Source organism: Pseudomonas kulmbachensis (genome assembly GCF_963681935.1).
Classification (GTDB): Bacteria; Pseudomonadota; Gammaproteobacteria; order Pseudomonadales; family Pseudomonadaceae; genus Aquipseudomonas; species Aquipseudomonas kulmbachensis.
Genome location: NZ_OY817088.1, coordinates 768,856 through 794,581, shown reverse-complemented (window position 1 = coordinate 794,581; position 25,726 = coordinate 768,856). Strand labels below are relative to the sequence as shown.

Annotated in this window: 21 protein-coding genes; 7 read left to right on the top strand and 14 right to left on the bottom strand. The window is 57.2% G+C overall.

Annotation, left to right across the window (positions count from 1 at the left end; all coding sequences use genetic code 11):
• Positions 1-139: 139 nt before the first annotated feature.
• Positions 140-553 carry a large-conductance mechanosensitive channel protein MscL gene (gene mscL, locus U5A05_RS03805; protein WP_048359302.1) on the top strand — a complete coding sequence of 138 codons (414 nt, stop codon included), beginning with the start codon at positions 140-142 and terminating at the stop codon, positions 551-553.
• A 70-nt stretch (positions 554-623) separates the two neighbouring features.
• On the opposite strand, the gene U5A05_RS03800 is transcribed toward mscL, so the two are convergent.
• Positions 624-1,400, bottom strand: coding sequence for a ferredoxin--NADP reductase (locus U5A05_RS03800; protein WP_261740884.1), 777 nt, complete (start codon positions 1,398-1,400; stop codon positions 624-626).
• A 367-nt stretch (positions 1,401-1,767) separates the two neighbouring features.
• Between U5A05_RS03800 and U5A05_RS03795 the strand changes: the two genes are divergently transcribed.
• On the top strand, positions 1,768-2,481 hold the full coding sequence (locus U5A05_RS03795) for a LuxR family transcriptional regulator (protein ID WP_321835799.1): 714 nt from the start codon (positions 1,768-1,770) through the stop codon (positions 2,479-2,481).
• Positions 2,482-2,633: 152 nt separating this feature from the next.
• The gene (locus U5A05_RS03790) at positions 2,634-3,758 is read left to right on the top strand and encodes a methyltransferase (protein ID WP_261740882.1); all 1,125 of its coding nucleotides are present in this window, start codon (positions 2,634-2,636) and stop codon (positions 3,756-3,758) included.
• 138 nt (positions 3,759-3,896) lie between these two features.
• On the opposite strand, the gene U5A05_RS03785 is transcribed toward U5A05_RS03790, so the two are convergent.
• From U5A05_RS03785 to U5A05_RS03775, 3 genes are read right to left on the bottom strand one after another with little or no spacing between them, the layout of a single operon-like run.
• Positions 3,897-4,064 carry a DUF2474 domain-containing protein gene (locus tag U5A05_RS03785; protein WP_261740881.1) on the bottom strand — a complete coding sequence of 56 codons (168 nt, stop codon included), beginning with the start codon at positions 4,062-4,064 and terminating at the stop codon, positions 3,897-3,899.
• Positions 4,065-4,118: 54 nt separating this feature from the next.
• The gene (cydB, locus tag U5A05_RS03780; RefSeq protein WP_261740880.1) at positions 4,119-5,126 is read right to left on the bottom strand and encodes a cytochrome d ubiquinol oxidase subunit II; all 1,008 of its coding nucleotides are present in this window, start codon (positions 5,124-5,126) and stop codon (positions 4,119-4,121) included.
• 3 nt (positions 5,127-5,129) lie between these two features.
• On the bottom strand, positions 5,130-6,569 hold the full coding sequence (locus tag U5A05_RS03775; RefSeq protein WP_261740879.1) for a cytochrome ubiquinol oxidase subunit I: 1,440 nt from the start codon (positions 6,567-6,569) through the stop codon (positions 5,130-5,132).
• A 402-nt stretch (positions 6,570-6,971) separates the two neighbouring features.
• Between U5A05_RS03775 and U5A05_RS03770 the strand changes: the two genes are divergently transcribed.
• Complete coding sequence (locus tag U5A05_RS03770; protein ID WP_261740878.1) at positions 6,972-8,195, top strand: MFS transporter; 1,224 nt, start codon at positions 6,972-6,974, stop codon at positions 8,193-8,195.
• Positions 8,196-8,369: 174 nt separating this feature from the next.
• Here the strand turns inward: U5A05_RS03770 and U5A05_RS03765 are convergent, their stop codons facing one another.
• A complete protein-coding gene (locus tag U5A05_RS03765; protein ID WP_321835798.1) occupies positions 8,370-8,807 on the bottom strand; it encodes a DUF4879 domain-containing protein in 438 nt (145 codons plus the stop codon).
• A gap of 210 nt (positions 8,808-9,017) precedes the next feature.
• On the opposite strand from U5A05_RS03765, the gene U5A05_RS03760 reads away from it, so the two are divergent.
• Together U5A05_RS03760 and trmA are read left to right on the top strand one after the other, a co-directional pair.
• Positions 9,018-10,313 (top strand): NCS2 family permease, encoded by a 1,296-nt coding sequence (locus U5A05_RS03760; RefSeq protein WP_261740876.1) that lies wholly within the window; start codon positions 9,018-9,020, stop codon positions 10,311-10,313.
• Positions 10,310-11,398: a tRNA (uridine(54)-C5)-methyltransferase TrmA gene (gene trmA, locus U5A05_RS03755; RefSeq protein WP_261740875.1), complete on the top strand. Its 1,089-nt coding sequence runs from the start codon at positions 10,310-10,312 to the stop codon at positions 11,396-11,398. The genes U5A05_RS03760 and trmA overlap by 4 nt, the downstream gene beginning before the upstream one ends.
• Before the next feature lie 114 nt (positions 11,399-11,512).
• Here trmA and U5A05_RS03750 read toward each other — a convergent pair whose 3' ends face one another.
• The 9 genes from U5A05_RS03750 to quiC form a co-directional block, all read right to left on the bottom strand.
• Positions 11,513-12,802 carry a TolC family outer membrane protein gene (locus tag U5A05_RS03750; RefSeq protein WP_425262903.1) on the bottom strand — a complete coding sequence of 430 codons (1,290 nt, stop codon included), beginning with the start codon at positions 12,800-12,802 and terminating at the stop codon, positions 11,513-11,515.
• 29 nt (positions 12,803-12,831) lie between these two features.
• A complete protein-coding gene (locus U5A05_RS03745; protein WP_261740873.1) occupies positions 12,832-14,160 on the bottom strand; it encodes an HlyD family type I secretion periplasmic adaptor subunit in 1,329 nt (442 codons plus the stop codon).
• Positions 14,157-15,902, bottom strand: coding sequence for a type I secretion system permease/ATPase (locus U5A05_RS03740; protein ID WP_321835796.1), 1,746 nt, complete (start codon positions 15,900-15,902; stop codon positions 14,157-14,159). The genes U5A05_RS03745 and U5A05_RS03740 overlap by 4 nt, the downstream gene beginning before the upstream one ends.
• A 152-nt stretch (positions 15,903-16,054) precedes the next feature.
• Positions 16,055-16,684, bottom strand: a complete 630-nt coding sequence (locus tag U5A05_RS03735; protein WP_261740871.1) for a heme acquisition protein HasA — start codon at positions 16,682-16,684, stop codon at positions 16,055-16,057.
• A gap of 102 nt (positions 16,685-16,786) precedes the next feature.
• Positions 16,787-19,558, bottom strand: coding sequence for a TonB-dependent receptor (locus tag U5A05_RS03730; protein ID WP_321835795.1), 2,772 nt, complete (start codon positions 19,556-19,558; stop codon positions 16,787-16,789).
• A gap of 240 nt (positions 19,559-19,798) precedes the next feature.
• Positions 19,799-20,800, bottom strand: a complete 1,002-nt coding sequence (locus tag U5A05_RS03725) for a FecR family protein (RefSeq protein WP_321835794.1) — start codon at positions 20,798-20,800, stop codon at positions 19,799-19,801.
• Between the two features lie 86 nt (positions 20,801-20,886).
• Positions 20,887-21,393: an RNA polymerase sigma factor gene (locus U5A05_RS03720; RefSeq protein WP_261740868.1), complete on the bottom strand. Its 507-nt coding sequence runs from the start codon at positions 21,391-21,393 to the stop codon at positions 20,887-20,889.
• Positions 21,394-21,489: 96 nt separating this feature from the next.
• Positions 21,490-22,167, bottom strand: a complete 678-nt coding sequence (locus U5A05_RS03715; RefSeq protein ID WP_261740867.1) for a TetR/AcrR family transcriptional regulator — start codon at positions 22,165-22,167, stop codon at positions 21,490-21,492.
• Positions 22,168-22,233: 66 nt separating this feature from the next.
• Positions 22,234-24,144, bottom strand: a complete 1,911-nt coding sequence (gene quiC / locus U5A05_RS03710) for a 3-dehydroshikimate dehydratase QuiC (protein ID WP_321835793.1) — start codon at positions 24,142-24,144, stop codon at positions 22,234-22,236.
• Between the two features lie 244 nt (positions 24,145-24,388).
• On the opposite strand from quiC, the gene U5A05_RS03705 reads away from it, so the two are divergent.
• A complete protein-coding gene (locus tag U5A05_RS03705) occupies positions 24,389-25,717 on the top strand; it encodes an MFS transporter (protein ID WP_321835792.1) in 1,329 nt (442 codons plus the stop codon).
• The last annotated feature ends 9 nt before the right edge of the window (positions 25,718-25,726 follow it).

Below are 25,726 nucleotides of genomic sequence, written 5' to 3'. Positions count from 1 at the left end.
CCAGTTGCGAGCCTGTTGAAAACTTATGGCGTTGGCGCTGGTCGATTACAGCGCCTGCGAGTATTCAACTGCGCGGGCATGATCCTGCAGGCTGATTTACACTGCACCTACCAACCTCATCTGTAACAAGGAATAACCTATGGGCGTGATAAGTGAGTTCAAGGCCTTCGCGGTCAAAGGGAACGTGGTCGATATGGCCGTCGGTATCATCATCGGCGCGGCATTTGGCAAAATCGTTTCATCCTTTGTGGGTGACGTAGTCATGCCACCGCTGGGGTTGTTGATTGGCGGTGTGGACTTCAGTGACCTTGCCATTACGCTGAAAGCCGCAGTTGGCGATGCGCCAGCAGTGGTCGTGGCATATGGCAAGTTCATCCAGAGCGTGATCGATTTTATCATCGTCGCATTCGCCATCTTTATGGGTGTGAAGGCAATCAACCGCCTGAAGCGCGAAGAAGCGGTCGCTCCTAGCGCCCCGCCATTGCCTTCCAAAGAAGAAGAACTGCTGGGCGAAATTCGCGACTTGCTCAAAGTGCAAAACAACCGGCCATAAGGGCTCACAACAAACAATGGCGCCCATAAGGCGCCATTGTTTATTTATGCCACACGCAATATAAAGCCCACTACCAGTAGTTCTCGACCGCTACTTGCCCAGGTCTGCGACTCAGGCTCAGTTGCATATTTCTCTCTTTCAGCAACTTTCGGGTGTCATCAATCATTTGCGGGTTGCCACATAGCATCACCCGTGAATGTTCGCTGCTCAGTTCAATGCCCGCCGCCCGTTCAAGCTCAGCATTTTCAATCAACGTGGTAATGCGCCCATTCAACGTACCGGGTACGTGCTCACGGGTGACAATCGGAATATAGACAAATTTGTGCCCGTATTCGGCAAGGTACTCACGCGAGCATAGCCCCGCGATCAAATCCTGGTAAGCCAGTTCGCGAGCTTCCCGGGCGCTGTAAACCAACACAATGCGCTCGAATTTCTCCCACACTTCAAAATCCTGCAGGATCGACAAAAACGGCGCAATGCCAGTCCCTGTCGCCAGTAGCCACAGATCACGGCCGTCGACAAAACGATCCAGGGTCAGAAAACCAAACGCCTGGCGCTCCACCAGCAATGTGTCACCGACGCCCAAACGACTGAGTTCGCTGGTGAACTCACCGCCCGGAACCACAATAGAGAAAAACTCCAGGAACTCGTCATGCGGCGAAGAAACCATGGAATAGGCGCGCCATACCGTGCTGCCATCGGCCTTGGTCACACCAAGCCTGGCGAATTGACCTGCGTGAAAGCGAAAGCCGGGATCGCGAGTAGTACGTAATGTAAACAGGCTGGGGGTCAGCGGGGTGACATCGAGAAGCGTCTGCTGGGTGAATTTCTCTGCGCTGGCAGTCATGGGGCACTCCATTGGCGAATGGCCCTAGTGTCGCGCAAAGGAGCCCGGAGAAACACCGGTGGTTTGTGATGGCTTTGCGACAGGCAGTCGCGCCACAAACATTATATTCAGTGCTATATGCATGACAGCAAATGAGAAGTTTTTCTTAAAACAACTCATTTAAACCAAACTCGGGCGATAGATATACATTCGAAATAGCATAATTAAACAGCGTGATTAAATTATCCTCCACATGTATAAACACCAAGCCTCCTAACCAAAAAACTTTACGCACTTATTACATAGCATTATCTGAAGTAGCACCTAAAATCATTTGATAGGACATTTCCTACAATCTTTACTAGCTTGCAGGCCGCCGGAGCGCCTTATGACTGCCCATCAGATAATAAATAAAACACAGTCCCTGGCTTACAGAAGCGAAGCAGAGCTGCGTACCTATGCACTCAAACAGATAGAAGAGTACGGCTTCGATTATTTTTTCTTTCGCATGATTCCTCGGCTTGGCAATATCACGGCGAACAGTAAAGTAATAACAAACTATCCAAATGATTATGTTGAGCGTTATGAAACTGGCCATCTTGCACAACGAAACCCACTCGTGGTGCATTGCCAGCTATCGATCGCGCCGATTATCTGGAGCTCCGAGGTTTTTCGTGAAAACCCTGACCTATGGAAGGCCACACAAACCTGCGGGCTGGCGTACGGATGGTCGCAATCGGTGCACGACCCCAATGGCGTGGTGAGCATATTGAGCCTTGGCCGAAGAAATCCGCCGCTGTCGGAGGGCGAGTTTATGGACAAGGCCGCCAATGTGTTGTGGCTGTGCAACCAGTTGCACAGTGCCATGCTCGAACGCTGCCACCTTCACCATCAGTTGGAGATCCACGTCATCCGCTTGACCGACCGGGAGATTGAAATCATGAGGTGGACAGCCGATGGCAAAATCGCCTCCGACATTGGCACCATTCTGAGCCTGAGCACGCGCACGGTGAACTTCCATATCGCCAGTTCCATTAAAAAGCTGGGGGCCAACAATAAAACCTCAGCAGTCGCCATCGCTGCCAAGTCAGGCTTGTTGTAAGAGAACCCAGCCCGGTAACCGATAAACGCATCAGGTAATCTGCGGCAAAAAAAAGTAAAATCGCGTCTACCTGTAAAACCCACGGACTCCACTGCCAGCCAAGCCCCTCTCAGGGGCAGGCCGCAGCTGTCGATTCCTCAGAGTTTGTATAAATGCCTGTGCTAGAAAGCCCCTTCGCCCAACTTCGCCTGATCCGCCAACCTGAACAGCAAAGCGAGCCTTTACAGGCCTTTGATGCGGCGGATGAGTATTTGCTTAATCACTTGGCCGAACAGGCGCTGCCCGCGAACAGTCGGGTTCTGGTGCTTAACGACAGCTTTGGGGCCTTGGCGGTAAGCCTGGTCGGCTCGATGCATGTGACCAGCAGCAGCGACTCGTTTCTCGCCATGCAAGCATTGGAAAAGAACCTGGTGCGCAACGGTCATGCTTACGATGCGGTCGCGATCATTCCTGCCAGCGAGCCTTTGGTCGGCCCTTTCGATTGCGTGCTGGTGCGTGTTCCCAAAACCCTGGCGCTGCTCGAAGAGCAACTGATCCGCCTGCAAGGCCAATTGGCGCCCGGAGCACAGGTGATCGCAGCCGCAATGATCAAGCACTTGCCGCGAGCTGCAGGCGATCTGCTGGAGCGTTACATCGGCCCGGTACAAGCCTCACTGGCAGTAAAAAAAGCCCGACTGCTGATTGCCACACCTCAGGCTCTGGGCCCCTTTACTTCCCCGTACCCTTCGCGTTACCAGTTGGATAAGCCAGCCATCGAGCTGCTCAATCACGCCAACGTGTTTTGCCGTGAAGACCTGGACATCGGCACCCGAGCATTCCTGCCGCACCTGCCGAAAAACCTGGGCACGGCACGGGTTGCTGATCTGGGATGTGGTAATGGCGTACTGGCCATTGCCAGCGCCCTGAATAACCCGCAGGCGCAGTACACACTGGTTGATGAATCCTTTATGGCGGTGCAGTCCGCCCGTGAGAACTGGCAGGCGGCGCTGGGCGATCGCGAGGTAATTGTGCGCGCAGATGACGGTTTGGCGAGCCAGGCACCGGACTCACTGGACGTGGTGCTGTGCAATCCGCCGTTTCACCAGCAACAAGTGGTGGGCGACTTTTTAGCCTGGCGCATGTTTCAGCAGGCGCGCGAAGCGCTGGTGGTGGGAGGCGCGCTGTATATCGTCGGCAACCGCCACCTGGGCTACCACAGCAAACTGGCCAAATTGTTTCGCGGTGTCGAGCAAGTCGCCGCCACGCCCAAGTTTGTGATCCTCAAGGCGCGCAAGTAAGCATGATTTTGTGGCCACACCTATAACTGTGGGAGCTGGCTTGCCTGCGATGCATACAACTCGGTTTAGCTGCAATACCGAGGCGATACCATCGCTGGCAAGCCAGCTCCCACAGGTGAAATCATCAAGCGTTCAAAATCAGTGGCTCTTCATGCCCGCCGCGGTCATGAACAGACGGATCAACCAGGCAAATACTGCCAGGGTCGCCACACTGCCGGTCCAGATCACCAGCAGCCAGCCAACGCGTTGCCACAGAGGCTTTTTCTCGCACTCTTGGACGTCGTGTAGATAATCCTTGCCAGCCATGTTCAGGCCTCCTCTTGGGGAAAAGGCTGTGGCCCTCAGGCCACAGCGGCGGTGCTAGTGATAACCGTCTTCGTGGGTCACCTTGCCGCGGAACACGTAGTAGCTCCAGAAGGTGTAACCGAGAATGAACGGGATGATGAACAAGGTGCCCACCAGCATAAAGCCCTGACTTTGCGGCGGTGCGGCCGCGTCCCAGATCGAGATCGAAGGCGGGATGATGTTCGGCCACAGGCTGATGCCCAAGCCGCTGTAACCCAGGAAGATCAACACCAGGGTCAACAGGAACGGCGTGTAGTGTGCTTTGCGCGCTATCGCCTTGATCAGGCCATACATCGTTACCAACACCAGGATCGGCACCGGCAAGAACCAGAACAGGTTCGGCAGGGTAAACCAGCGCGCTGCAATCTCCGAGTGTGCCAGCGGGGTCCACAGGCTCACGATGCCCATCAGCACCAATACTGCCAGCGCCAATGGGCGCCCCAGTTTGTGCATGCGCTCCTGCAATTGGCCTTCGGTTTTCATGATCAGCCAGGTGCAGCCGAGCAATGCATAGGCCACGATCAGCGCGATCCCGCAGAACACGGTGAACGGCGACAGCCAGTCCAGCCCGCCCCCGGCATACTGGCGGTTGACCACCGGGATGCCATCAATAAAGGCCCCCAGCGCCACGCCCTGAAAGAAAGTGGCCACGAGCGAGCCGCCAATAAATGACTTGTCCCAGATATGGCGTTTTTCCGGGCGGGCCTTGAAGCGGAACTCAAAAGCCACGCCGCGGAAGATCAAGCCCATCAGCATCAGCATCAACGGCAGGTACAGCGCCGACAACACCACCGAATAGGCCAGCGGGAAGGCACCAAACAATGCCGCCCCGCCCAGTACCAGCCAGGTTTCGTTACCGTCCCAGACAGGGGCGACCGTGTTCATCATCACATCGCGGTCACTCTCGCCCTTGATAAAGGGGAAGAGGATGCCGATCCCGAGATCGAAGCCATCCATGACCACATACATCATGATCCCGAAGATGATGATGATTGCCCAGATAAGTGGCAGATCAATACCCATGACTCAATTCCCCTTAGTCAGGCTGTCGCTGTGGCCTTCATCTGTACCCTCATGGGCCGCAGACAGAGGACGGGCAGGCGTGCGTTGCTGGCCTGGGCCACCGTGGGTGTCGTCATCGCCTTCGTGAGTGATCGGGCCCTTGCGCACCAGACGCATCATGTAGCCCAGACCCACACCGAACAGCGAGAAGTACACCACTACAAACATCACCAGCGTGATGCTCATTTGCGTGACACTGTGATTGGACGAGGCATCAGCAGTGCGCATCAACCCGTAAACCACCCACGGCTGACGGCCAATCTCGGTTGTAAACCAACCTGCCAGAATCGCGATCAGACCAGATGGCCCCATCCACAGCACCAGGCGCAGGAACCAGCGGTTCTCGTACAGGGTGCCGCGTTTGCGCAACCACACGCTCCACAGGCCGATAAAGATCATCAGCATGCCCAGCGCAACCATGATGCGGAAGGTAAAGAACACAATGGTCGAGTTAGGACGGTCCGCTGCCGGGTAGTCCTTCATCGCAGGGATTTGCTTGTCCAGACTGTGGGTCAGGATCAGGCTGCCTAGGTACGGCACCTCGATCTTGTAGTCCGTGGTCTCGGTTTTCATGTTGGGGATGCCGAACAAAATCAGCGGCGTCGGCTCACCGGGTTTGTTTTCCCAGTGCCCTTCAATTGCGGCGATTTTGACCGGCTGATACTCAAGCGTGTTCAAGCCGTGGGCGTCACCGATCAGTGCCTGCACCGGCGCAACCACCAGGGCCATCCACATTGCCATCGAAAACATACGGCGAATGGCCGGCGTGTTGCGACCGCGCAACAGATGCCAGGCAGCAGAAGCCCCGACAAAAAACGCCGTAGCTACAAACGCAGCAGTGGCCATGTGCGCCAAGCGGTAAGGGAACGAGGGGTTGAAGATGACTGCCAGCCAGTCCACCGGGATCACCCGCCCATCAATGATCTCGAAGCCTTGCGGGGTTTGCATCCAGCTGTTGGAGGCCAGGATCCAGAAGGTCGAAACCAGAGTTCCCAGCGCTACCATCGCGGTCGAGAAGAAGTGCATCCCGCGACCCACGCGATTCCAGCCAAACAGCATGACCCCCAGAAAACCTGCTTCAAGGAAGAATGCGGTGAGTACTTCATAGGTCAGCAGTGGCCCGGTAACAGCACCGGCGAAGTCCGAGAACCGCGACCAGTTGGTACCGAACTGATAGGCCATGACCAGACCCGACACCACGCCCATCCCAAAGTTGACGGCGAAAATCTTCGACCAAAAGTGGTACAGATCGCGGTAGGTGTCGTCACGGGTTTTCAGCCACATGCCTTCGAGCACCATGAGATAACTGGCGAGACCGATGGTAATGGCGGGAAAAAGAATGTGGAACGACACGGTAAACGCGAACTGAATTCGGGCGAGATCGAGAGCCTCCAAACCGAACATAAGTCTTCCTCTATCAGGTATCAGGTCGTTGAGGACACAGGCATCGCGCCTGAGTCCAACTACCCCGCAGCCATGGCCACCGCGAATCGCCGCTCGCTCTTTAAACCACAACGCAAAGGTTTTTGGCCGGCTGGCCACTCAGATAAAACCCGAAGGGCTTTGATCTGGATCAAGCATGGATGAAAGAGTAGTCCATTCCTGACACACGGCTAATGTGGTTTGTTGTCGCGTGACACGATGCCTCAGGGCTTGATATAGACCGTTGCAAGAACCATAAGGAATCGCGAAAAGCAGATTTTCTCGAACCCTGGCCGAGTCGGGACTTTGTGATATTTCGAGTCATTAATTGTTACAAAACAATGATAATCTCGACCTCCCCTGCTCTCGGCCACGATCTTTCAAATGACCAGCCAGCCCCTCCAGCTACGCCATCACCGGCCATTTGTGGCCTTCTGGTTTGCCCGCATCTTTACCGCCAGCGCATTTCAAATGCTCACCGTGGCCATTGGCTGGAATCTCTACCAGCTCACCGGCAATGTGATGGATCTGGGCTGGGTGGGCTTGATCGAGTTCGCCCCGCGCTTGCTGTTTATGCTGCACACCGGGCATGTGGCCGATCGCTATGACCGGCGCAAGGTGGCCGCGCTGTGCCAGTCGCTACAGGCGATGATCGCCCTGACACTGGCCATCAGCAGTGCGAACGATCACATCACCCGGGAGATGATCTTTATCCTGGCGTTTTTGCTGGGTGCTGCTCGCTCCTTTGAAATGCCTGCCACCCAGGCCCTGCTGCCCTCAATCGTACCGGTTGAACTGTTCCCGCGCGCAGTGGCTGCGGCACAGGCAGCACAGCAGTCCGCCACCATTGTCGCGCCGGCGTTTGGCGGTTTGCTGTATGCATTTGGCAGTGTCTGGGTGTATGGCCCGAGCGTGGCGCTGTATCTGATTGCCGCAGTACTGATGAGCAACCTGCCTGCGCGCCAACTGCCACTGAACAAAGCCAAGGCCACGCTGGATTCGTTGCTGGCGGGTATTCGCTTTATTCGCAGCCGCCCGGATGTGCTCGGTGCCATCTCCCTGGATCTGTTTGCAGTCCTGCTGGGCGGAGCCACGGCGTTGCTGCCGGTGTTTGCCAAGGACATTCTGCTGACTGGCCCGTGGGGGCTGGGCATGTTGCGCTCGGCACCGGCGGTCGGGGCCTTGATGATGTCGCTGTGGCTGGCCAGGTTCCCGGTTGAACGCAAGGTCGGGCGGGTGATGTTTACGGCCGTGGGGGTATTCGGGGTCGCGACCATTGCATTCGGCCTATCGACCTCGTTCTGGTTTTCGCTGGCGGTGCTGGTGGTACTCGGCGCGGCAGACATGATCAGCATGGTGATCCGCGCCTCGTTTGTTCAGCTGGAAACCCCGGATGAGATGCGTGGCCGGGTCAGTGCGGTCAACGGCCTGTTTATCGGCGCGTCCAATCAACTGGGGGAGTTCGAATCCGGGGCCACTGCCCACTGGCTGGGCACCGTTCCCGCCGTGGTACTGGGCGGGATCGGTACGCTGGTCGTCACCGGGCTGTGGATAAAACTGTTCCCTGGCTTGGCCAATCGGGACCGGATGGTGGAAGAAAAGCCATGATTCCCTTACCAATACTCGTAGCAGCTGCCGAGGAACGAAGGCTGCGTTCGACGACGTAGTCGTCGCAAATCAAGGGTCTCGGTGTGTCAGGGTTATTGAGTGCACAGGTTTACGACGGCTTCGCCGCCGAACGCAGCCTTCGTTCCTCGGCAGCTGCTACAGGTATCTGCAGCCTTACTTTATATAAAGCCGCACACCCAACCGGTTGTGCGGCGGCACCAGCGAGGTGTTACTGAATTCAAACCAGCCGCCGTCCTTGTTACCCAGGTCGAAGGTATACAAGTGCCCCACCGTGGTGCCCGCCCCGTTACAGGCCACCAATCCCTCGCTCTGGTTGCAGACCGGGGCACGTACACCGTCCACTTCCTCGCCATCCAACGTCACATTGGGCTGACCACCGTAACCGCGCTCCAGCACATAGACCTTGATAGCAGGACCGTTATGGTTACAACGGGTCTGCTCGCGGCCATCCGACACATCCTCTACAGCGCAGGAAACAGACGCCACCTTGAGAATCTCGACGGTGCTCAAGGGCATTGCCGGCGCAGCGCTGACGGCGGCACTTATAAAGAAGCCGAAACACGCGAAAACAGGTTGGATGGTGCGCTTCATAAATCCCTCCGAAAGCTGGCACGCAGTATGCCTGCCACATCAAGGTTATAAAACATGGCCCCGCAGGGTAACCAAAGCAGCCATATCTACGAGCTGCTGGTATGATGCGCGGCTTTTTCCGACAGACAGAAAAACCTCAGACGGTCCGCGTCTGTGCTTTGCTGTTGAAAACGATTTAATCACGGCGCATTTGGCGCCACGGGGACTGGCATGCTGGAAAGGCTGTTTCAACTAAAAGCACACAACACCAACGTGCGTACCGAGATTCTTGCGGGTATCACCACCTTCCTGGCGATGGCCTACATCCTGTTTGTGAACCCGAGCATCCTCGGTGAGACGGGCATGGACAAAGGTGCCGTATTTGTTGCCACCTGTCTGGCCGCGGCCATTGGCTCGGCGACCATGGGCATCATCGCCAACTACCCGATTGCCCTGGCACCGGGTATGGGCCTGAACGCCTTCTTCACCTACACCGTGGTCCTGCATATGGGCCATACCTGGCAGGTCGCGCTGGGCGCGGTGTTTATCTCCGCGGTGCTGTTCTTCCTGCTGTCGATCTTTCGCATCCGCGAATGGATCATCAACAGCATCCCGCTGCCTCTACGTTCGGCCATTGCCGCCGGTATCGGCCTGTTCCTGGCGTTGATCGCCCTGGGCAACGCCGGCATCGTGGTTGCCAACAAGGCAACGCTGGTAGGCATGGGTGATCTGGCGCAGCCAAAAGTGATCCTGGCATCCCTGGGCTTTGCCCTGATCGTCGCCCTTGAGGCGATGAAAGTCCGTGGCGCAGTGCTGATCGGCATCCTGGCCGTGACCATTGCTTCGATTGCATTGGGCGTGACCGAGTTCGGTGGCGTGATGTCGATGCCGCCATCCCTGGCCCCGACCTTCCTGCAGCTGGACATCAGAGGTGCCCTGGACATCGGCCTGATCAGCGTGATCTTCGCCTTCCTGTTCGTTGACCTGTTCGACAACTCCGGCACCCTGATCGGCGTCGCCAAGCGCGCTGGCCTGATGGGCAAAGACGGCCACATGCCAAAAATGGGCCGCGCCCTGATCGCTGACAGCACCGCGGCCATGGCCGGTTCGCTGCTGGGCACCTCGACCACCACCAGCTACATCGAGTCGGCAGCTGGCGTGAGCGCCGGTGGCCGTACCGGCCTGACCGCCATCGTAGTCGGCATCATGTTCCTGCTGGCGTTGTTCTTCTCGCCATTGGCCGCCAGCATTCCAGCCTTCGCCACCGCGCCCGCGCTGATGTTCGTAGCCGTACTGATGATGAGCGGCCTGGCAGAAATCGAATGGGACGACGTCACCGTTGCCGCACCAGTGGTGATCACCGCACTGGCGATGCCGTTCACCTACTCCATCGCCAACGGCATCGCCTTCGGCTTTATTTCCTGGACCGTGATCAAACTGCTGTCGGGCCGTGCCCGCGAGCTGAATGCACCGCTGATCATTCTGTCGGTTCTGTTTGTGGTCAAGCTAGGTTGGTATCCAGCATGAGTGCTTTGCCGTTTGATTCTGCTACCTACGCCGTTGAGCTAGAGGCCAAGGCCAATCGTCTGCGCGAGCTGCTGGCGCCGTTCGATGCGCCTGAGCCGCAGGTATTCGATTCGCCTCTGAAGCACTTTCGCCTGCGGGCCGAGTTCCGCCTGTGGCGCGAAGGGGGCGAGCGTCACTACGCCATGTTCGCCCAGGATGAAAAGCGCACGCCGATCCTGATCGAAGATTTCCCGATTGCCAGCCTGCGCATCAATCAACTGATGCCTCAGCTCAAAGCCGCTTGGCAAGCCAGCTCAGCCTTGAGCCACAAGCTGTTCCAGGTCGAGTTCCAGACCACTCTGGCAGGCGATGCGATGGTCACTTTGTGCTATCACCGCCCACTGGACGAGCATTGGCAAAACGCTGCCGAGCAGTTGGCCAAAGACCTGGATATCAGCGTAATAGGCCGCTCCAAGGGCAAGCGCGTAGTGATTGGCCGCGATCATGTGGTCGAAAAGCTCGAAGTCGCGGGGCGCACCTTCACGTATCAACAGCCTGAAGGCGCGTTCACTCAGCCAAACGGCACGGTCAACCAGAAGATGCTCAATTGGGCATATGACGCGTTGGGCGAGCGATCGGATGACTTGCTGGAGCTGTATTGCGGCAACGGCAACTTCACCCTGCCGCTGGCTACTCGCGTGCGTAAAGTACTGGCCACCGAAATCAGCAAGACCTCGGTGTATGCGGCACTGAACAACCTGCGCGACAACGCTGTGGATAACGTCACGCTGGTGCGCCTGTCGGCCGAGGAACTGACCGAAGCCCTGAACGAAGTGCGTCCGTTTCGTCGCTTGCAAGGCATTGACCTGAAAAGCTACGAGTTCGGCAGCGTCTTCGTCGACCCGCCGCGTGCGGGGATGGACCCGGACACCTGCGAGCTGACCCGTCGCTTCGACAATATCCTGTATATCTCGTGTAACCCCACGACATTGGCCGAGAACATCGCCCAACTGCACGATACGCACCGGATTGAGCGTTGCGCGGTATTTGACCAGTTCCCGTGGACTCACCATATGGAATCGGGTGTTTTGCTGGTTCGTCGGTAAGCCGCTCGCATCATTTTTGTAGCCACTGCCGCAGCGCTGCGATATGGGCCGAAGGACCTTCAAGGTTCCAGAGCCCGGGACTGCTTCGCAGTCCATCGCAGCCTGCGGCAGCGGCTACAGAAGTTCCTGAAAATACCCCGCCACCTGCCGTAAATCCCCTTCGTTCAACAAGCCCGCGTAATACTTGAGTTGCACCCGCGCCAGCAAATACGCATAGCGCGCCTCAGCCAAATCCCGCTTGGCACTGAACAGCTGCTGTTCGGCGTCCAGCACATCCAAATTGACCCGCTCACCTGCGCTCACGCTTTTCTGCGTCGCCTGCACCAGGGCACTGGCTGACTCCACCGCCATTTCATAAGCCCGCACCTTGGCCGCCGCGCTGCTGTTGAGGTTGTACTGTTTGCGCAGGTCTACCAGCGTGGTTGCCGTTTGTGCGTCCAGCTCAAACTGGGCCTGGGACAGTTGCCGTGCCGCCTGCCGGGTCGATGCCGACACCGAGCCCCCCGCAAACAACGGCACCGTGAGCTGAATACCGACGCTGTTGGTGTCGTACTTCTGGTTGTAGGTACTCTCCGAATCGGAACTGGTCTGACGGCTGCTCGCATACAAACTGAGCTTGGGCAAATGCCCGGCGCGCTTGCGTTCCACTTCGTACTCGGCCGAGGTCAACGCATGGTGCTGCGAGGCCAGCTCCGGGTTATTGGCCAACGCCAGTTCGCGCCAGCTTTCAAAACGCTGCGGTTCCAGGGGCAGGATTACAAAACGCGGCGACAAGGGATCAAGCTGTTCTATTTGCAAGGGTTCGCCAAGCATTGCCTCCAACTCACGCAAGGCGGCGTCCTGATTGTCTTGCGCCTCGATCTCCTCAGCCACCGCCATGCTCAGGCGCGCCTGGGTTTCCAGCACATCGGTGCGGGTGCCCTCGCCGCCTTTCAACAACCGCTGGTTAAGCTGCAAACGCTCGGCAAAGGCACGCTTTTGCGCACGGCTCAGCTCGATCCGCTCCTGTGCCAGCAATGCCTGGCTGTAGGCACTGAGCAGACGCACCGCCAGATACTGGCTTTGGCTACGAAAACGCTCATCGGAGAACAACGCCTGCGCTGCACCTTGTCGGAAACGAGCATAGGCTTCGTAGTCCAACAGTGGCTGCTGCAAGGTCAAAGTTGCTGCATAGCTGCGGTAATCGCGGTCGGTACGGGTACTGGCCTGGGTGACTTCGGACTCGTTGCGCGAGTTGTTGTAGTTCCACGACAAAGTCGGCAATAACGCCGAGCGGCCCAGTGCACGGTTCTCCTCCCCGGCCGCCCGCTCTTCAATCGCCGCCTGAAAGGTCGGGTCGTTGCGGATCGCCAAGTCGTAGGCTTCAAGCAAGCCCAATGCCTGCGCCGGCCCCGTACACAGCATGAACAGCCCGCATAAAATCTGGCGCACGATCATTCTTCCACCAACGCCATATGGGTACGGTCAAGCAGTGGCTTGAACAGGTAATTGAGCATCGAGCGTTCGCCTGTGCGCACGAACGCCTCCACCGGCATGCCGGGGCGGATCTGCAACCCGGCCAGTTGCGCCATACCGGCTTCGCTGACTTGCGCACGCAACGTGTAATAAGGCTCGTCGGTGCGTTCATCGACCTGACGGTCCGCCGACACCAGCGTCACCTCACCCGCCACCCGAGGCGTGGTGCTCTGGCTAAATGCCGAGAACATCAGCTCGACCGGCAAGCCGGGGTGAACCTTGTCGGCCAGCTCAACCGGTACCCGCGCCTCGACCAGCAGTGGCTCGCCCTGGGGCACGATCTCCATCAGCGCCTGACCGGGCTTGATCACCCCGCCTTCGGTAAAGACATCCAGCCCCACCACAATCCCCGCCACCGGGGCACGCAACTGGCTGTTGGCCAATTCAAACTCGGCCGAGGCCAGTCGATTGCGCAAATCCTCGGTACGTACGCGGGTGTCGGCCAGTTGGGTGCGGACTTCCTTTTGATACTCCTCGGCCAGTTGCCGAATCTTCAAACGCATCTCCAACACTTGTCGCTGTAACTGACCGATGCGGCCGTAGTCCTCGCTGATCGAACCCAGCACCTGGGCGTACACCCGCTCGCTGTCCAGCAGACGGTTACGCGGGATGTAACCTTCGCGGGCCAGCTCACGCAGGCCTTGCAACTGTTCGGTCAGGGCCGTGCGTTGCAGCACCTTGCTGGCCTGAGAGTCACGCACCCCGCGCAACTGCGCCTCGGCGCCTGCAATGCTTTCGTCGATACCCTGCTGGTCCAGCAGTAAGGCCCTACGCCGACTATCGAACAGTTGCTGTTGCAAGGCGAGGTTGGAAGCCACTTCCGGGTCGGCCGCCAATGCCGTCAGTTCGGCAGGGAAGTTAACGCGGCTGACGCCATCTCCCTCGGCATCAAGCCGCGCCTCACTGGCGAGTGATCCATAGAACTGGCTGCGCAACGACTGGGCTTGCCCCAACAACGGGGTTTCCTTCAATCGAATCAGCACCTGGCCTGCGACGACTTTGTCGCCGTCACGCACATCAATACGTTCAACAATCCCGCCGCTGGGGTGCTGCACTACCTTGCGATGGCCCGAAACCATCACCTTGCCCGACACCGCGACACCCTTGTCCAACGGCGCCAATGCGGCCCAGCCAAGAAACCCGAGAAAGCCGCCGAGCATCAGCAGCCAACCCAAGCGCGAATAGCGAGTGTCATCCAGTTGCAGCACATTGCTGTCGCCAAGGGCCTTGGCGTTTGACTGCTTCATACCTTGCTCGCCTCTGCCGTTCCGAGCCGATAGCTCACGTTCATTGCCGGTTTCGGCGCTGCAGGCTTGGACGCCGTGGGAGCACCGAGCACCTTGGCGGTCGGGCCAAAGGCTTGCAGCTGGCCATCGCGCAGGATCAAAAGCTGGTCGGTCAGGGTCAGCACATTGGGTTTGTGGGTAATCAAAATCAGGGTTCGCTTGTGCTGTTTGAGCTGGGCAATCGCCTGCAACAAGGCCTGCTCACCGGCTTCATCGAGGTTGGAGTTGGGTTCGTCGAGCACGATCACCGCCGGCAAGCCGTACAGCGCACGGGCCAGGCCGATGCGTTGCTTCTGCCCGCCGGACAACCCCGCTCCGCCTTCACCGAGGCGAGTGTCGTAGCCCTCGGGCAATTGCAGGATCAACTGATGCACGCCCGCCAGTTGCGCGGCGGCCAGCACCTTGTCGGCATCCACCTCGGCAAAGCGTGCGATGTTTTGTGCGATGGTCCCGGCGAACAGCTGAATGTCCTGGGGCAAATAGCCCAGATGCGGGCCGAGCTGGTGTTTGTCCCACTGCGACAGCTGCGCACCGTCCAAACGCACCTTGCCCACCAACGGCTGCCACACGCCGATCAGCAAACGGGCCAGGGTTGATTTACCGCAACCGGACGGTCCAATCACTCCCAGCACTTGCCCCGCAGGCAAGGTGAAACTCAGATTGGCCAAGGTAGCGCGACGGGTGCCGGGAGCGCTGGCGCTCAGTTGCTCAACCGACAACTCGCCCTTCGGTGCGGGCAAAACCATGCGCTGCGGGCGCGGCGGATAGGCGTGCAACATGGCTTCGAGGCGTTGATAAGCCAGCCGTGCCGAAGTCCATTGCTTCCATACACCGATCAGTTGGTCGATTGGGCCCAGCACCCGGCCCATCAGGATGGAGCCGGCAATCATCATCCCGGCCGTAATTTGCCCTTGTACCGCCAGCAAGGCGCCGAGCCCAAGCACCAACGATTGCAAAGCCAGGCGCACGCCTTTTGACCAGGCGCTGACGGTGGCGGTTTTTTCACTGGCAAGATTTTGCTGCGCCAAAAATGCTGTGTGCTGCGCCAACCAGCGCCCGCGCAACGTGTCGAGCATGCCCATGGCTTCGATGGCCTCGGCATTGCGCAAATGCGCACTGGCTTGCTGGGTGGCCTCCACCGACAACTCGCTGGCGGCTTTAAGCGGCGCTTGCGAAACGCGCTGATTGACCCACGCCAGAATCATCAACAGCACCGCCCCACCCAGAGCCAGCAGCCCCAGCCAGGGGCTGAACATAAAAATCACAAACAGATACACCGGAAACCATGGCGCATCGAAAAACGCGAACAGCGCATTGCCGGTGGCGAACTGGCGCAGGCTGGTCAGGTCATTCAACGCCTGCCCCGCCGCGGGGCTTCCGGTACGTAATTGCGCCTCGAAGGCAGCGTCGTAGACACGCTGATTCAAGCGCATATCCATCTGCGTGCCGAGGCGGATCACCACCTGGCTACGCACCCATTCCAACGCGCCCATCAGGCCAAAGAGGCCGAGGATCATCAGCGTCAGCATCAACAGGGTCATTTGATTGCCCGAGGCCAACACCCGGTCGTACACCTGCAGCATGTACAACGCCGGGGCCAGCATCAGTAAATTGATCACGGCCGAAAACAAGCCAATATTGAAAAAAGCACGTTTGTAGGCCGTCAAGGCAGCCAGCATCTCGTTGGCTTTGGGCCGGGTCATGGACAGATTCCGAAGAAGTGAACCGAGTACCCTGTGGGAGCTGGCTTGCCTGCGATGCAAACGACGCGGTGCTTCTGTCAGACCGTGTCGATGCAATCGCGGGCAAGCCCGGCTCCCACAGGATTGGTGGTGTTCACTGAAGCAGGCGAGTATTACGCCGCCAGTGCCCAGTCTTGAACCAGCTCCTGCACGCCTACTAGGCTGATATCAGCAGCCAGCGGTGCATCGGAGTGAGCCAGGCCGGCAGCCGCCAACTGGTCGAAGGTCGAATCGGTGCTCAGGCCGAAGCCGCTCAGCAGGTTGTTGAGCACACCTTCCAGACCCGACACGTCGCCTTTCATCAGGCCGTAGATCACGTCCTGAACAGCGTTGCCAGCACGGCCAGCATCGCTGGCGGCAGACAGGTCGAGGCCGTTGAAGCTGACGGTGTAGTCGTCCAGTGTAAAGTCGCTGCCCTTACCACCGCCAAGTACTTCACCCAACTGCACGTTATCCAGGCTGCCCCACAGGAAGTGGTTCATGTTGTCGCCCGCAGACAGTTTCGGATTAAACACGTAGTTCAAACCATTATCCGTATTGCTCTCAGCCACAAAGGCGTAGTTCGAACCATTGGCCCCCTGAGTTGCATACTGCTCGCCTGTCATTGCACGGCCGCCGGTGTTGAAACCACCGGTATTCGCGGTGCCATGATCAGCAGTGCGGAAACCGGTCGACCATTCGCTCAACACATCTTTAACCGAAATATCGCCGTACAGAGAATTATAAGTTACTGAGATAGTCATGTTTACTTTCTTCCATTGATAGATTTAGTGACAACCTGCACACGACTGCGTGCTTTTGCTCAATACGAGCAAAATCCGTTAACAACGAAAACTCGCTGTTGTTTAAAATTTGTATTCGAGCATCCCGCTTAAGGTGCGACCCCGAGCCAAACTCAAGTTATTGGCATCGCCCATGGCAACGAAATATGCCTCATCAGTGGCGTTCTCCAGCACTAATGTAAGGTTCACATCATTAGTGGGCCAATAACTTGCATACAGATCATACACACTGTATTTAGGCCAGGTAGCTTGTTCAATATCGTAGTAATTATGCGCATTCATATCGGCGCCGTTTCCGCGGCTATAGCGTAAACGAATACCCGTATCCAACCGTCGTTCCAGGAAACGCGCACCAACCGTTAAAGATCCCCGGTCTGCAGGCATATGCGCCGCGCTGCCCATGATGCCGCCGCATGCGACGTAGTTGTTCATTTCATTATTATCCAGATACTCACTCTCTCTCACCTTTCTAAAACCCATTGTCCCATCAGGTCTTACATAGCGCTCCAAATAATCCTTAAACCTCTTACCACTTTTTTTGGCGCCTCCAAGATAGTGATCATTTGCGCAAAAATCGTTAGTACCAATCATATGGGTGTAACTCAAGTTAGTATACACACGCCCCATATCATAGTTGAGCTGGTACTCAACCCCCCTGAAGCGTGTGTCATTCAAATTATTAACGTATGCCAGATCACCAAAATTATTTTGTGCTTCAGGAAGCGCGATACCGTACTGCATAAATGTGAAGTTTTTGATTCGGTTATCAAAGTAGGAGATCTTCATGCCCAGCCGATCATTGTTAAAAAACAACGATTCTTTAAATATATTAAAGCCCACTTCCCACTCTCTGGATTCCTCTGCCTTGAGGAAGGGGTTTGGGAACACCCGTTCAGGGGCATTGCCGCCATGGGGCCGCCCCGTCATCAATACTTCGGTCACCGCCGGTGGCCGCCAACCTTTGCCCCAACGTGCATACAACTGAAGCCAGTCAACGCCGGGTTTGATCGCAATACCGAACGTGGGTGAAAACTTGCCGCTTTCTTCATCCAGGTCATACGTATCTTCGACGCGCTTTGCAGGGTCCGAATTCACCACTGGCACACCATTCTCATAACGAATGATTTGTCTACGGAAGAGCGTCATGCCTGTCTTGCCTTCAAGACGATAACGGTCATACCGCAAGCCGCCATTAAGGGTCAGCCAGCCGTTGTAATCGTATTCCAGATTGCTGAACAGGCTGGCCATGGTACGTTTGCCAGAAGGGTCGGCCCCCTCAACATAAGGCTTGACCACTTCACTCAAGGCCGCAACTTTATTACTCTTGGGCTTGAAGGTGTCCTGGTACATCTCCAGGCCATAATTCCAGGTCAACAAACCGTAGGCATCGAAGTTGAAGCGCGAGGTGTTCTCGCCTTGAATGCCCCAGGTATCCGTGCGGAAAAAATCTTTGTAAGGATCGTAGTTATTCCGTACTTCGCTCGTTAGATGCCCAGCATTGGAACGCACCAGTTCCGTACTGACGAAATACACTTTGCTCTTGAAGTCGATCAGTTCGCTGTCCGGGTTGTAGCTGTAATCGAGCCCATAGTTGGCGGTGCCAAGGTTATTTTTACTGTGCCGTCTGTACTCATAGTCCGTCTCGTTGTTGATCGCGTAAGTCCATGAGTCGTTGCTGTCGCTGTCGGTGTTCAGGTAGTTCAGTTGCACACGCTGATCATTGGGCAAGTTGAGGCCGAACTTGACCATCTGCGAGCGCGTCACACTGCCCGCATCACCCACCTCATTGTTCAGCCAGTTGTTCCAGGCTTCGCGGCGGGTTTGTTTGACGCGGATCTCATCCCCAAGGTTGTCGGCGTTTTGCCGACCGCTGCGGTAGTTGCCGAAATGTCGTTCGCTGTACGCAAACAAGGCATCGCCAATCTCATTACCGAAGGCGAACACCCCGCCACCGTTGAAGTATGTGCCGTTACCCAGTTCACCGATGCCAGTGCCGGCGCGGACACGCCCGCCGAACTCTTTGCCATCCTTCAAAAACTCACTGGCTTCAAGGGTTTTAAAAGTGGCAATACCACCCAGCACTGCCGCGCCGCCCATACCGGATTGGGTGCCTTTATCGATTTCGATGCTCGAGATCATTTCCGGATCGATCAGCATCACACCGTTGCGATGCTGGTGACCATTGACGTTGAAGTTCTGGCGCATGCCGTCAACGTTCATGTTGACCCGACCATAGTCCTGAAGGCCGCGGATGTTGACGGACAAGCCGGGGTCACGCTGGTCTACTGCCGTGTAAACGCCTGGGGTTTCTTCCAGCATGTCGGCTGTGTGACGAGGGGCGCGCTTGTTGATTTGCTCGCGGGTGATAACGGACACCGCTTCGGGGGTCTGGTACACCCAATCCCCACTGTTGCCTTCGCTGGCAGTCACGGAGGTAGTGCCCAGCGCCAGCGCGCCTGCGTGTTCTCCGCTGACGCGGGTCAGGGTGACCTGGCGTTCGCCGGTGAAGCGGTATTCCACCGGGTTGTTGCCCAGCAAGCGGGCCAGGCCTTCCTGGACGCCGAAGTCTCCGTTCAGTGCCTGTGCCTGCAGGCCGCGTAGCACCTGGCTGTCGAACAGCACTTGCAGGCCTGCCTGTTCGGCGAAGATCAGTACCGCCTTGTCCAGCGGCTGCGCCGCAATATGGAAGGCGATAAATTCCTGTTGCACCGCACTGCTGGCTTTTGGCGCAGCATGCACCGGCGTTTGCGCCGCCAACACGGCAACAATCCCGACATGAACAGCAAAGGCTAACCGACTTGCGGACCGCACCCCTTTGCGCTGACTACCGATCATTTTTATTATCCCCAGGTTGCACGAGCTGCTTTGCGAATGAATCTCAATAGCAAGACGTGTTACCGGGAGAAAGTCAGTAAAGGTTTTTGCGATTAGTTTTCAAAAAGTATTTATCCAATACGAAAGGAGGCCCCATCTTGCGTTTGTAGCCGCTGCCGCAAGCTGCGATAAGGGCCAAAACAGCAGGGCCGCTGCGCAGCCATCGCAGCCTTCGGCAGCGGCTACAGGGTCAGCGCAAAGTCAGTAAATCAGGCTGACGCCCGCCAGTTCGACGCGTTTTACGTGCAGCTCCTGGGTCAGGGTTTGCAGTGCGCTGTCGAGCATCTCCAGGCGGAATACGCCGCTGACCTGTCGACTGGCCAAGGCCCGGTTGGCCAATACGATCTGGCCGGGACGATAACGGTTGAGCTGCTCAATCACCTGCGCCAACGGCTGGCGGTCAAAGATCAGCACGCCGCGGCGCCAGCTCGTCGCCGCGCTCAGGTCAAATCCAGGCAGTTTCTGTACTCCACCTTTTGCGCTGTAGCGGACGCTTTGGCCTTCTTCCAGGATTTGCTGCGCCGAGCCTTGCGCCGGCTGGCTTTGCAGGTTGACCGCAACGCTATGCTGCAATACACCGACCCAAGCCTGGTCTCGGTCTTCCCGGCCCACCACGAATTGAGTGCCCAGTGCCTTGGTCCGTCCACCCGCGCTTTGCACCACAAATGGCCGGGTTTCGGCGTCATCCATCGGGGCTACATCAAACACCGCTGAACCCGCCAACAGGCTGATCCGCCGTTCGCTGCTGTCGTAGTCGATACTGATTGCACTGGCCGCGTCCAGTTCTACCGAACTGCCATCATCCAGCTGAACCGTGCGAAGTTCTCCTGCGCCAGTGCGGTAGTCGGCCTGCATCTGTAACAGCGCCGTCGGGCCACTGACCCAGCCCACGGCCAGCACCAGCGACAGCACCGCCGCACGCCCAACCCAACGCAGTGGGCGCCGACGGCGAGTCATCGGCACTGTCCCAGCCTCTGCCATGCGCTGGCGGTGGGGGATGGGCCTGCTCTCCAGCGCCAGCTCCCCCAGTGCCGCCCATGTCTGTTCGGCAAAGCGCAGCGCAGGCGCATGGCGCTCGTCGGCAGCCAGCCACTGCTCCAGTTGCGCTTGCGCCTCTTCACTCAATGCACCCGCGTGCAGACGCACCGCCCACTCGGCGGCCGCTTCAGTAATCATCTGCTGTTGGGGGCCTTGGCTATTCACGTGTGAATCTCTATTTCTCGTTATATATAAGCAGTGACGTCTTGTTGGCTGAAACTCAGTAAGCCATTCATCGACAAATGTGGAGGTTATTTCTCAGGCTCTTGTAGGCGCTGCATGACGTAGGCCAAAGCTTTCGACAGATGTTTTTGCACTGAACTGTCGGAAATTTCAAGGTGACGCGCGACTTGAGCATGGGTCATGCCCTCGATGCGGTTGAGGCGGAAGATTTCCTGGGTGCGTTCCGGCAATTCGGACAATGCCTGTTTTAGCGCCATGCGCTGTTGTTCTGCCATTGCCTGGGCCTCCAGGCCTGCCATTTCGTCTTCGATTTCGGCCAGCGCTTCGTGGGTTACCGTGTCGGTCTTGCGCCGGGTTTCCTGGCGAATGTGATCGACCAGCAAGTTGCCAGCAATGCGATAGAGATAACCGGGGGAGTTGTCGATTCGCTCCTTGCGCCCACGCTCTGCCATGCGCAGAAAACTTTCCTGCACCAGATCCGCTGCCAGTTGAGGGTCCCGTACCTTGCGCGCCAGATACCCACGCAGGGTACTGGCATGCTTGAGGAACAAGCCTTTGAGGTCCATATCCGACAAACCGACTCCCTGAGCATGAAGGAAAGGGGTCGCTATCTTACTTTTTGTCGAGAATGATTTTCAATTGATATTAATTCCCAAGGCATAACCTTAGGATCAAGCCTGCAGATAACGCAGTACTGAGTCGCAAATCATCTCACGTTGGCGCTGCTTGATTTGCGCATCAGACAAGTCGATCTGGAAAATCTCGCCGAGCGTGTACCGATTCGACACGCGATAAAAACAGAACGAACTGACGAGCAAGTGAACATCCAGCGGGTTCAGCCCAACACGGAATACCTTCTGTTCAACGCCACGCTGCAGGATGCTTTCAAGCGCCTGCACAATGGTGTCGTTCATGTCCTTGATCCCTTCCGAGCGCTTGATGTATTCACCTTTGTGGATATTTTCGATGCTGACGATGCGCACAAAATCCGCGTTCATATCGTGGTGATCGAAGGTGAACTCCACCAGCCGCCGAATCGCTTCTACCGGTTCAAGCTGATCCAGATTCAAGCGACCTTCGATGCTGCGAATTTCACCGTACAGTTTCTCCAGCACCTCGACGTAGAGCTGTTCCTTACTGGTGAAGTAGTAATAAATCATGCGCTTTGAGGTCTTGGTACGCTCTGCAATAGCGTCCACGCGCGCACCCGCCAGGCCTTGTTCGACAAACTCGACGATTGCTTCTTGCAGGATGTTTTCGCGCGTCTTCTCAGGGTTGTTCTTACGGCTTTTACGCGGTTCGACTACCGGTGCCGTGGCGCCGGTGTCGACTTCTTGGGTCTTGGTCATAAAGGCTCACGGCCATCTTGGGATGGCCGCGATTATGGGCCGCCCTGCTCTGTGAAGGAAGCCGCCTTACAGCTTTGCCTGCCGTGCCGCGCCGCTGCGTGACTTGGCCATCGCAGCCAGACGCACCGCAACGTTCGCCGCGCCATACCCGGCGTAGCCATTTTTGCGTTGCAAAAGCTCGAAGAAAAAACGCCCTTCAAATGGCTCGGTGTACACATGGAACAACTCGCCGCCCTGTGCATCACGGTCATACAACACGTTGAAATAGGCGAGCTTGCTCAAGAACTCGTCATCGAAATCAAAACGCGCCGCCAGGTCGTCGTAGTAGTTGAGCGGAATATCCAGCAGCGGTACACCGGCTGCTTTGGCGCGACTGACCTCGGCGAACAGGTCGTCACATTCAAAGGCGATGTGATGCACTCCGGAGCCGCGATAACTCGACAAGGCATGTGAGATGGCGGTGTTTCTGTTCTCGGAAATATTCAGCGGCAAACGAATCGAACTGCAACGGCTACGCAGCGCTCGGCTTTTTACCAAGCCATAAGGATCTGGCAGGACTACTTCGTCATCGGCTTCAAAATCCAGCAGGCTTTTATAGAACAACACCCAGCTGTCGAGGCTATCGGCGGGCAATGCCATGGCCATATGGTCAATACGCTTGAGGCCACCCTGGGTTGAGGGGGTTGGCGCGATATTGAAGTCCGACTCGTACAGCGGCTTACCGGAGGCGTCCTTGTCCACCAGGTAAATCAAGCTGCCATCGGGGGCACGCACCGCCGCCAACTCCAGCTCATTGGGGCCGACCAGTCCGCGATAGGGCTGACCTTTGTAAGCCACCGCACGCGCCAGAGCGCTGGCGCTGTCCTGCACCCGAATGGCGGTGGCGCATAACGATGGGCCGTGGGCCTCAAAAAAGTTGTGCGCGAACGAGTACGGCTCAGCGTTAAGAATCAGGTTGATATCGCCCTGACGCAGCAAGCTCACATTCTTTGAGCGGTGTTGGCCCGCCTTGCTGAACCCCAGGCGCTCGAGCCAGTGAGTCAATTGCGCGCCCTGATTTTCATCCACGGCAAATTCGAGAAATTCAATGCCGTCGTACTGGCTCGCTGCAGGCGGCGCGAACAAGGGTTCCAGGGTCGCACCCGGTGCCGCTTGCTGCGCCAGACGCTCGCGGGTTTTCTCTTCGAGGTAGAGCAACGAGCGTAAACCGTCGGCAGCATTGGCCCGGGGCGGGGCTGCACGAAAACCGTCGTTGAAGATTTCCAGCGACAAGGGACCGGTGTAGCCACTTTGTATGATTGGAGCCAGAAAGCCCGGCAGATCAAACTCACCCTGACCGGGGAAACAGCGGAAATGACGACTCCATTCCAGCACATCCATCGCCAGAATCGGCGCGTCGGCCATCTGCACAAAGAAGATCTTGTCGCCGGGGATTTGCGCAATCGTACTCGGATCGCCCTTGAGCGACAAGGTATGGAAGCTGTCGAGCAATACGCCAAGATTTGGATGGTCGATCTCACGCACCAGATCCCAGACCTGTTGCCAGGTATTGACGTGGCGGCCCCAGGCCAGCGCTTCGTAACCGATGCGCAGGTCCCGGGCCCCTGCACGTTCGGCGAGCAGGCTCAGGTCATCGAGCAAAATCTGCCGATCCCCCACCGAGTCCGCCGCAGCGTTACTGCAGACCAACACCAGATCGGTGCCAAGCTCTTGCATCAAGTCAAACTTGCGTTCGGCGCGGTCCAGGTTGCGAGCAAGACGTTCGCGGCGGCAGCCTTCAAAATCACGGAACGGTTGAAACAGGCTAATAGCCAGCCCCAGATCGGCACACATCTGGCGCACTTCACGCGGGCTGCCGTCGTAATACAGCAGGTCGTTTTCAAAAATCTCGACCCCGTCAAAACCTGCCGCGGCAATGGCGTCCAGCTTTTCTGGCAAGGTGCCGCTCAAGGAAACAGTGGCGATCGAACGCTTCATTAATAACTCCCAGGATTGGCGCAGCCTGCAGGCAACGGCATTTCTTAATGGTTTGATTATTAAGGGCGCCCTATTATTGAGCAACCAATCTGTACCAACTGGTTAGTTTTGCGTGCGATTATCGAACATTATGGCCTATCTTGAATTGACGATTTTTCGTCCACTCGCCACCATCAAGTCCGAACTACTTGCGTCAAAAGCTGAGCAACACCACATAACAATTCCAAGAAACGGGTAAACAACCATGGTCCCCTCTCCGACTGCACGCACTACCTCTGCCCACGCTTCAAGCGCAGGGATCGGCGACAAGATCCGCGGCACCCTGGCAATTGGCAAAACCCGTTGGGGCATGCTTGCATTGGTGTTTTTCGCCACCACACTGAACTTTATCGACCGTGCCGCCCTGGGCGTCATGCAACCGATCCTGGCCAAAGAGATGAGCTGGACGGCGATGGACTACGCCAATATCAACTTCTGGTTTCAGGTGGGCTACGCCATTGGCTTCGTCCTGCAGGGACGTTTGATCGACCGAGTCGGGGTCAAGCGCGTGTTCTTCTGCGCCGTGTTGCTGTGGAGCCTGGCTACCGGTGCTCATGGCCTGGCTACTTCAGCGGTGGGCTTTATGATTTGCCGCTTTATCCTGGGCCTGACCGAAGCCGCCAACTACCCTGCCTGCGTGAAAACCACGCGCCTGTGGTTCCCGGCCAGCGAGCGGGCTGTGGCCAGCGGGATCTTCAACGCCGGGACCAACGTCGGCGCCATGTTCACCCCAATGCTGTTGCCACTGGTGTTGCATGTGTGGGGCTGGCAAGCGGCCTTTTTGTGCATGGCGGCATTGGGCGGTATCTGGCTGATTTTCTGGGGCCTGAAGTACTACAACCCAGAAGAACATCCAACCGTTAGCCAGGCAGAACTGGACTACATCCAGCAAGAAAAAGAGCCTGAGCAAACCACCGTTTCTTTCGGCACCATCCTCAAGATGCGCGGCACATGGGCCTTCGCCCTGTCCTACGCCATGACAGCTCCGGTGTTCTGGTTCTACCTGTACTGGTTGCCTCCGTTCCTCAACCAGCAATACAACCTGGGCATCAGCGTTACCCAGATGGGCATCCCGCTGATCATCATCTACATCACTGCGGATTTCGGCAGCGTCGGCGGCGGAATTCTGTCTTCGGTACTGATCAAGCGCGGTATGGCGGCGGTCAAGGCACGGCTGGTATCGATGCTGTTGTGCGCAATCAGCATCATCGGCGTGGTGATGGCTGCAGGCTCCAGCGACCTGTGGGTTGCGGTGGGCGCAATCGCTCTGGCACTGGGTGCGCACCAGGCCTGGACTGCCAACGTGTGGAGCATGGTGATGGACTACACACCCAAACACATGATGGGTACCGTGTTCGGCTTTGGCGGCATGTGCGCCGCTATCGGCGGGATGTTTATGACTCAGTTCGTGGGCTATGTACTGACCGTCACGAACAATAATTACACCTTGTTGTTCACTATGATTCCAGCGATGTACTTCATTGCGTTAGTGTGGATGTACTTCATGGCACCGCGCAAAATCCCACAGGTTTGACGCATAGAC

Bases quoted from the DNA above. Each gene is read 5' to 3' on its own strand.
- mscL (WP_048359302.1), top strand. From the start codon at position 140: ATGGGCGTGATAAGTGAGTTCAAGGCCTTCGCGGTCAAAGGGAACGTG.
- U5A05_RS03800 (WP_261740884.1), bottom strand. From the start codon at position 1,400: ATGACTGCCAGCGCAGAGAAATTCACCCAGCAGACGCTTCTCGATGTC.
- U5A05_RS03795 (WP_321835799.1), top strand. From the start codon at position 1,768: ATGACTGCCCATCAGATAATAAATAAAACACAGTCCCTGGCTTACAGA.
- U5A05_RS03790 (WP_261740882.1), top strand. From the start codon at position 2,634: ATGCCTGTGCTAGAAAGCCCCTTCGCCCAACTTCGCCTGATCCGCCAA.
- U5A05_RS03785 (WP_261740881.1), bottom strand. From the start codon at position 4,064: ATGGCTGGCAAGGATTATCTACACGACGTCCAAGAGTGCGAGAAAAAG.
- cydB (WP_261740880.1), bottom strand. From the start codon at position 5,126: ATGGGTATTGATCTGCCACTTATCTGGGCAATCATCATCATCTTCGGG.
- U5A05_RS03775 (WP_261740879.1), bottom strand. From the start codon at position 6,569: ATGTTCGGTTTGGAGGCTCTCGATCTCGCCCGAATTCAGTTCGCGTTT.
- U5A05_RS03770 (WP_261740878.1), top strand. From the start codon at position 6,972: ATGACCAGCCAGCCCCTCCAGCTACGCCATCACCGGCCATTTGTGGCC.
- U5A05_RS03765 (WP_321835798.1), bottom strand. From the start codon at position 8,807: ATGAAGCGCACCATCCAACCTGTTTTCGCGTGTTTCGGCTTCTTTATA.
- U5A05_RS03760 (WP_261740876.1), top strand. From the start codon at position 9,018: ATGCTGGAAAGGCTGTTTCAACTAAAAGCACACAACACCAACGTGCGT.
- trmA (WP_261740875.1), top strand. From the start codon at position 10,310: ATGAGTGCTTTGCCGTTTGATTCTGCTACCTACGCCGTTGAGCTAGAG.
- U5A05_RS03750 (WP_425262903.1), bottom strand. From the start codon at position 12,802: ATGCTGTGTACGGGGCCGGCGCAGGCATTGGGCTTGCTTGAAGCCTAC.
- U5A05_RS03745 (WP_261740873.1), bottom strand. From the start codon at position 14,160: ATGAAGCAGTCAAACGCCAAGGCCCTTGGCGACAGCAATGTGCTGCAA.
- U5A05_RS03740 (WP_321835796.1), bottom strand. From the start codon at position 15,902: ATGACCCGGCCCAAAGCCAACGAGATGCTGGCTGCCTTGACGGCCTAC.
- U5A05_RS03735 (WP_261740871.1), bottom strand. From the start codon at position 16,684: ATGACTATCTCAGTAACTTATAATTCTCTGTACGGCGATATTTCGGTT.
- U5A05_RS03730 (WP_321835795.1), bottom strand. From the start codon at position 19,558: ATGATCGGTAGTCAGCGCAAAGGGGTGCGGTCCGCAAGTCGGTTAGCC.
- U5A05_RS03715 (WP_261740867.1), bottom strand. From the start codon at position 22,167: ATGACCAAGACCCAAGAAGTCGACACCGGCGCCACGGCACCGGTAGTC.
- quiC (WP_321835793.1), bottom strand. From the start codon at position 24,144: ATGAAGCGTTCGATCGCCACTGTTTCCTTGAGCGGCACCTTGCCAGAA.
- U5A05_RS03705 (WP_321835792.1), top strand. From the start codon at position 24,389: ATGGTCCCCTCTCCGACTGCACGCACTACCTCTGCCCACGCTTCAAGC.